5 protein-coding genes are annotated in these 6,960 nt (G+C 59.6%); 4 read left to right on the forward strand and 1 reads right to left on the reverse strand.

Translation table 11 applies throughout. The features are described 5' to 3' along the window. Window positions 1–81: 81 nt before the first annotated feature. The 3 genes from NW837_RS04240 to NW837_RS04250 all read left to right on the forward strand — a co-directional run bounded on the left by NW837_RS04240 (window position 82) and on the right by NW837_RS04250 (window position 2,976). Entirely contained in the window at window positions 82–954 is an 873-nt protein-coding gene (locus NW837_RS04240) for a polysaccharide deacetylase family protein (RefSeq protein WP_414329403.1), read from the forward strand. A gap of 155 nt (window positions 955–1,109) precedes the next feature. Beyond that, a complete protein-coding gene (gene malQ / locus NW837_RS04245) occupies window positions 1,110–2,690 on the forward strand; it encodes a 4-alpha-glucanotransferase (protein ID WP_414329404.1) in 1,581 nt (526 codons plus the stop codon). A gap of 22 nt (window positions 2,691–2,712) precedes the next feature. Further along, on the forward strand, window positions 2,713–2,976 hold the full coding sequence (locus NW837_RS04250) for a hypothetical protein (RefSeq protein WP_414329405.1): 264 nt from the start codon (window positions 2,713–2,715) through the stop codon (window positions 2,974–2,976). Window positions 2,977–3,065: 89 nt separating this feature from the next. Here NW837_RS04250 and thrS read toward each other — a convergent pair whose 3' ends face one another. Next, a complete protein-coding gene (thrS, locus tag NW837_RS04255; RefSeq protein ID WP_414329406.1) occupies window positions 3,066–4,877 on the reverse strand; it encodes a threonine--tRNA ligase in 1,812 nt (603 codons plus the stop codon). 207 nt (window positions 4,878–5,084) lie between these two features. Here thrS and NW837_RS04260 point away from each other — a divergent pair, with 207 nt between their 5' ends. Continuing rightward, a complete protein-coding gene (locus NW837_RS04260; RefSeq protein WP_414329407.1) occupies window positions 5,085–6,812 on the forward strand; it encodes an HD domain-containing protein in 1,728 nt (575 codons plus the stop codon). The last annotated feature ends 148 nt before the right edge of the window (window positions 6,813–6,960 follow it).

Genomic DNA, 6,960 nt, shown 5'->3' on the forward strand with positions numbered 1-6,960 from the left:
CTTGCCATCGGGCCTTGACCTCAGGAAAATCAAAGGACTAGCCTGCCCCCTTGGTGAGCATCAAAGCTTTGGAGAGCGGACATGCTGCCCCCTGCCTACTCAGCTCTGCCCAGCCGAAATCTGCCGAGCCTACCGCATCGGGCGCGGGTGGCTGTGTACGTGGTGATGAACATCGAGCACTTCACCTTTGGCAAGCTGGGCACGGCCATTCAACCCCATCTCACCAGCTCCCCTGAGATCGCCAACTATGGCTGGCGGGACTACGGCAATCGGGTGGGCATTTGGCGCTTGTTTGAGCTGTTTGCCGAGCTGGGGATCCCGGTGACGGCGGCCTTGAATGCAGAAATGGTGCAGCTTTACCCCCCCATCATTGAAGGGATCCGCCAATACGGCTGGTCGGTGCTGGCCCACGGCTGGAACAACTCCACCGGCCACAGCGGCCTGGCCCGTGACGTCGAACAGGAGCTCATTGAGCGCAGTTTGTCCCTTTTGGAGAAGGTTTCCGGATCCCGACCCTGGGGCTGGCTGACGCCGGGGTTTTCCGTTAGCGAGAACACCTTTGACCTGCTCAAGGCTGCCGGGATCCGCTACACCACCGACTGGGTAAACGACGACCAACCCTACTGGTTCCCAACTGCCGCCGGCCCTCTCTTGGGGATCCCTTACACCCTGGAGGCCAACGACATCAGCCTTTGTCTGAGCGCCCGCCTGTCGGCAGAAGCCTTTGCCCAGGCCCTCATCGACCAGTTTGATCAACTCTGGCAGGATGGGGAGCGCTCCCCTCGCATCATGGCCATCGGCCTACATCCTTTCATTGTCGGGCAGCCTCTGCGGATGGGATCCCTGAAAAAAGCCTTGCAGCACATCCAATCTCGCCCTCAGACTTGGCTCACCACCGGTGATGGCCTCTACGACTGGTATGCCCAAGCCTGCCCTGCTCCTGAGACGCCCTGACGGGATCCCCTGGCCAGAGGGAAAAGCGCGTCTTGGCCTTGGATCCTGCTCATTTTTTAACTTTGTTCTAATTTTGTCTTGTCTGGAGCTGTCCACCGTGGCTCCAGAAGTGACAGCATAGGCGGTGAAGCCACCTAGGGCAAAAGGGCTTGGCCATGCGCATGGGCAGACTCAGTGGGATCCTCCTGCACCCCACCTCGCTACCGGGGCCATTTGGCATCGGCGATCTGGGGCCATCGGCTTATCGTTTTGTGGATTTTCTGGTGGAGAGCGGCCAGCGCCTCTGGCAGGTGCTGCCTCTTGGGCCGACCGGCTGGGGCAACTCCCCCTACATGAGCTTTTCCTCCATTGCCGGCAACCCGCTGCTGATTAGCCCGGAGCTACTGGTCGAAGCTGGCTGGCTGGAGGCCAACGCCTGGGAGGAGCTGCCCCAGTGGCCGGCCATCCAGGCGGGGGATGCTGAGCGGGTGGACTACGGGATTGTCATCCCCTTCAAGCTGGGTCTTTTGCAGCGGGCCTGGGCCACCTTCAAGGAAAAGGCTAGCGCTGCTGACTGGGAAGCCTTTCACGCCTACTGTGCCGAGGAGGCGGATTGGCTACCGGACTACGCTCTCTTCATGGCTCTCAAAGAGGTGTATGGCGAGCAAGAGTGGACTCAGTGGCCTCCAGCCCTAGCCCAGCGGGATCCCCTTGCTCTCCAGGAGGCCCGCGACCGCTACGCCGACGCAGTCACCCGCCAGATGTTTTGGCAGTATCTGTTTGCCCAGCAGTGGAGATCCCTAAGGGAGTATGCCCACCAGCATCAAGTGCGGCTCATTGGGGATGTGCCCATCTACGTTGCCCCCAACAGTGCCGACGTGTGGGCCAACCGGGAGCTGTTTCACCTGGATGAGCAGGGACGGCCTTTACAAGTAGCCGGTGTGCCGCCGGACTATTTCAGCCCCACCGGGCAGCGCTGGGGCAACCCCCTCTACAACTGGGAAGTGCTCAAGGCCCGTGGCTACGACTGGTGGATCAAACGCATCCAGGCCATCCTCAAGCAGGTGGACTGTGTGCGCATCGACCACTTTCGCGGCTTCGAGAGCTACTGGGCCATTCCAGGCGATGCAGAAACGGCTGTGGAAGGGGAGTGGCAAAAAGGGCCGGGAGCAGATTTCTTTCAGGCCCTGGCCGACAAGCTGGGGGAAATCCCGGTGATTGCCGAAGATCTGGGAGACATCACGCCCGAGGTGTTGCAACTGCGGGATCAATTCGGCCTGCTCGGCATGAAGGTGCTGCTGTTTGCTTTTGGTTCCGGGCCGGATAACCCCTATTTGCCCCATGCCTACGAGCGTAACTTTGTCGTTTACACCGGCACCCACGACAACAATACGGTGGTGGGCTGGTTTCATGACCCGGATCGCTCGGAGTGGGAAAAACAAAACCTGCTGCGCTATTTGGGCTGCCAGGGATCCGAGGGCATCCATTGGGATCTCATTCGCCTAGCCCTTGCTTCCGTAGCCGATCTGGCCATCATTCCCCTGCAGGATGTGATGGGGCTGGGGGCAGAGGCGCGCATGAACTTCCCCGGCACCACCGAGAACAACTGGGCCTGGCGCTACCGCGAGGACATGCTGCGGCAGGACATGATCCAGCGGCTGGCCGAGATGAGCGTGACCTATGGGCGCATCTCTCCTCAAGAGTTGGAACAACGGCGAGCAGCCCTAGCTGCTCTTCGGTGGCTTCTTCAGGCGTGAGTTCTCCCACCAGGTGGCCCTCATGGATCACCAAAATGCGATCCGACAAGCTGATCACCTCATTCAAATCCGCCGATACCAGCAGCACACCCATGCCCTGATCCCGTGCCTGCAGGATGCGCCGATGAATGGCCTCGATGGCCCCCACATCCACCCCCCGCGTCGGCTGGGCAGCCACCAGCACCTTGGATCCACAGGAAAGCTCCCGCCCCACAACGATCTTCTGGGCATTGCCGCCAGAATAGCGGCGGGCCGTCAACACGGCCGTCGGCTGGCTTTTCTTTAGAAAGGGACATTCAGGCCCTTTCTTGAGCTCCCCGGCATCTGGGATCCTCAAGTTCTGAAAACTCCACTGCCCTCCATTGCCGCAACCGGCTAGTTGAGCGCCTGCACCTGATCCAGGAAGTCTGCCACCGTCAGGGATCCCAGCTCCTGTCCATGGCGCTGGCGCACGCTCACCGTTCCTGCCGCTTGTTCCTGTTCCCCCACGATCAGCATGAAGGGGATCCGGGCCTTCTCGGCATTGAGGATTTTCTTCGGCAAACGATCGCTGTCGGCATCGATGTGGACGCGGATCCCCTGCTCTCGCAGCTGATCCCGCACCTGGGTGGCGTAGCCCAGATACTGATCGGAAACGGGCAAAATGCGCACCTGTTCCGGGGCCAGCCAGAAGGGAAAATCCCCAGCGTATTCTTCGATGAGGATCCCAATCAGCCGCTCCAGCGAGCCAAAGGGAGCGCGGTGGATCATCACCGGGCGTTGCCGGGATCCATCCTCAGCTACGTATTGCAGATCAAAGCGCTGTGGGTTTTGGTAGTCCACCTGCACCGTGCCCAGTTGCCACTCCCGATCCAGGGCGTCGCGGAAAATAAAATCCAGCTTTGGCCCATAGAAGGCTGCTTCGCCGATCCCTTCAAAGTGGGGCATCGACAACTTCTCCACAGCGCGACGGATGGCATTTTCGGCTTTGTCCCAATCTTCAGGGGATCCCAGATATTTGTCAGACTTGGGATCGCGGAAGCTGAGGCGGGCGCGAAAATCTCTGAGTTTAAGCTTGTCGAAGACCACCAAAATGAGATCGACAACCTTAAGAAACTCCTCCTCCAGCTGATCGGGCCGGACAAACAGGTGGGCATCGTCCACCGTAAAGCCACGCACTCGCGTCAGACCTCCCAATTCCCCCGATTGCTCATAGCGATAGACGGTGCCGAATTCGGCATATCGTAGGGGCAAATCGCGGTAGGATCGCAGCTCGGATTTGTAGATTTGGATGTGAAAAGGACAGTTCATCGGCTTCATGACAAAGCCCTGTTCGGCTGCGCGATCCTGCTCATTCTCCGCCATCATGGGGAACATATCTTCCCGGTACTTTTGCCAGTGGCCGGAGATCTTGAACAAGTCCACACGGGCAATATGAGGGGTAACCACCGGCAGGTAGCCCCGCTTGAGCTGCTCCTGCTTGAGAAAATCCTCCAGCACCCAGCGTAGGGTAGTTCCTTTCGGAGTCCAAAGGGGCAAGCCCGGACCCACTTCATCGGAAAACAGGAAGAGACCCAGTTCTTTGCCCAGCTTGCGGTGATCCCGCCGTTTGGCCTCCTCCAGCCGCCGTTTGTATTCTTTCAGCTCCTCTGGGGTCTCCCAGGCGGTGCCGTAGATGCGTTGGAGCTGCGGCTTGGTTTCATCCCCCCGCCAATAAGCGCCGGCCACACTGAGCAAATCAAAGGCTTTGGGGTTGAGATCTCGGGTGTTTTCCACATGGGGGCCAGCACAGAGATCCCACCATTCATTCCCCAAGTGGTAAATGCTGATGACCTCCCCTTCGGGAATGCTGTCTAAGATCTCCAGCTTGTAGGGTTCTCCGAGGGCTTCGATGCGGCGCCTGGCCTCTTCACGGCTCACCTCCTCGCGGATCACCGGCAAACCTTTTTTGATGATTGCCTGCATCTCTTTTTTGATGCGATCCAGATCTTCCGGCGTGAAGGGCTCGGGATGGTCAAAATCGTAGTAGAAGCCGTAGTCGGTTGTGGGGCCGATGGTCACCTGGGCCTTGGGAAACAGCTTTTGCACCGCCATAGCCAGGACATGGGAAGTGGTGTGGCGGATGCGCTCCAGTTTGGGAGACTCGTGAGTGCGCAGCAGTTTGAGGGTGCTGTTGGCCTTCTGAGGTGATTCGGCTGGCTGAGACATCGGAACCTGCTTCGACAACAAAGAAAGAACAGTGAAGAAATGGATATCCGTGTCCCTATCTTAGGCTGGGGCGAGAACGGCAGGGATCCCCAGCTAATCAATTCCCCTGTTTGCCGAGTCAACCGCGAACCTCACCTCACGACTCGGCCCGGAACAAGGGGGGAAAGTACACAGTATCCTAAAGGGGTTGACCCCCACACCCGAGCCATGATCTCTTCGCGCACCGACTTCACGGAATGCCCTGTCGCCTCTGCTCCCCCAGTTTCCGAAACCGGCCCGGCTTCTCGTTCTGAATCTTGGGCGGCCCCCGTTCTGGCGGCCATCGATGTGGGCAGCAACTCTCTCCACATGGTGGTGGTGCGCATCAATCCCCGTATCCCCAGCTTCACCATCATCTCCCGCGAAAAAGCCACCGTGCGGCTGGGGGAATACTGCAACCAGACGGGCGCCCTCACGCCTGCAGCCATGGAGCGGGCCCGAGTGGCCCTGGAACGATTTTGCCGCATTGCTGAGAGCTTTCAGGTGCAGGATATTGTTGCCGTGGCTACCAGTGCTGTGCGCGAGGCCCCCAATGGGCTGGAGTTTTTGAAGCGGATTGAACGGGAGCTGGGCCTGCGGGTGGAGTTAATCTCGGGGCAGGAAGAGGCCCGCCGCATCTACCTGGGGGTGCTCTCGGCGATGGAGTTCCACAACCGGATGCATGCGGTGGTGGATATCGGCGGTGGCTCCACCGAGCTGATTTTGGGCAATGGCCAAGAGCCGGAGTTTCTGCGCAGCATCAAGGTGGGAGCTGTGCGTCTAACCCAGGCTTTTTTGCACCACGATCCGCCCACTTCTGGCGAACTGCAAGCCCTGCGCCAGCACATCCGCGGCATGCTGGAATCCCCCATTGAGCAGATGAAACGGATCCTTGCCTCTTCACAACAACAGGGATCCCTGCCTTTGGTGGGCACCTCTGGCACCGTCGAGAGCCTGGCCCAGTGGGATGCCCGCCGTCGTTTGGGCGCTCCCCCCAGTCGCCTGCAGGGGTATGAGTTCAGCTTGGAAGCCTTGCGCGGCTACATCAAAGAGCTGCGATCCCTGACGGTGGCCGAACGGCAAAAGCTGCCCGGCCTAGGGGAAAGACGGGGGGAGATCATCCTGGCCGGCGCCCTGATCCTAGAGGAAGTGATGAGCCTGCTGGGGGTAGAGCGGGTTCAATTTTGCGAACGGGCTTTGCGGGAAGGGCTGATCGTGGATTGGATGATCGGCCAAGGCTTGATTGAGGATCGGCTGCGCTACCACAGCTCGGTGCGGCGGCGCAGTGTGCTCAAGCTGGCGGAAAAATATCAGGTGGAGCTGCCCTATGCCGAACGGGTGGCCGAATTTGCCCTCAGCCTCTTCGACCAGACCCGCGGCATCCTGCATGGCTGGGGATCCCGGGAGCGGGCTCTTCTCTGGGCGGCGGCCATGCTGCACAACTGCGGCCACTTCATCAGCCATGCCGCCCACCACAAGCACTCCTACTACCTGATCCGCCATGGAGAACTCTTGGGCTTCAACGAAGAAGAGGTGGAGGTGATCGCCAACTTGGCCCGCTACCACCGCAAGTCGCCCCCCAAGAAGAAGCACGAGAACTTCCAGCGCCTCAGCGACGAGCGGGATCGCCAAGTGGTGCTGGAACTGAGCCCCCTGCTGCGCATAGCCTGTGCTTTGGATCGCCGCCGCCTGCAGGCCATTCAAGCCCTGCACTGCCGTTTTCAGCTCCTGGGAGAAGGCCCCCGCCGCATGGAGTTGATTTTGGATCCCAGGCATCCCAAGGACGACTGTGCCCTAGAGTTGTGGAGCTTAAACGAGAAGAAAAAAGTCTTCGAGCAACAGTTCAACCTGCAGGTAATCCCCAAGCTCTCTACCCAGATCCAGCGCAGCGCCGATCCCTTTGAGGCAGCAGTTTAGCCTTCTCGGGGATCCTAGCTAAGGGGCAATGGTAATGGGCGAGGGGCTGGTTTGGGTGGTCTTTTGGCCCCCTCTTTGCAAAATCACCTCGATGATGCCGTTGTTGACCGGCTGCATGTTGAAGGGCAACTGCTGCTGGGTTTCGTAT

Origin of the sequence: Synechococcus sp. R6-10 (assembly GCF_047461815.1) — a bacterium.
Lineage (GTDB): Bacteria > Cyanobacteriota > Cyanobacteriia > Thermostichales > Thermostichaceae > Thermostichus.

Bases quoted from the DNA above. Each gene is read 5' to 3' on its own strand.
- NW837_RS04240 (WP_414329403.1), top strand. From the start codon at position 82: ATGCTGCCCCCTGCCTACTCAGCTCTGCCCAGCCGAAATCTGCCGAGC.
- malQ (WP_414329404.1), top strand. From the start codon at position 1,110: ATGCGCATGGGCAGACTCAGTGGGATCCTCCTGCACCCCACCTCGCTA.
- NW837_RS04250 (WP_414329405.1), top strand. From the start codon at position 2,713: ATGGATCACCAAAATGCGATCCGACAAGCTGATCACCTCATTCAAATC.
- thrS (WP_414329406.1), bottom strand. From the start codon at position 4,877: ATGTCTCAGCCAGCCGAATCACCTCAGAAGGCCAACAGCACCCTCAAA.
- NW837_RS04260 (WP_414329407.1), top strand. From the start codon at position 5,085: ATGATCTCTTCGCGCACCGACTTCACGGAATGCCCTGTCGCCTCTGCT.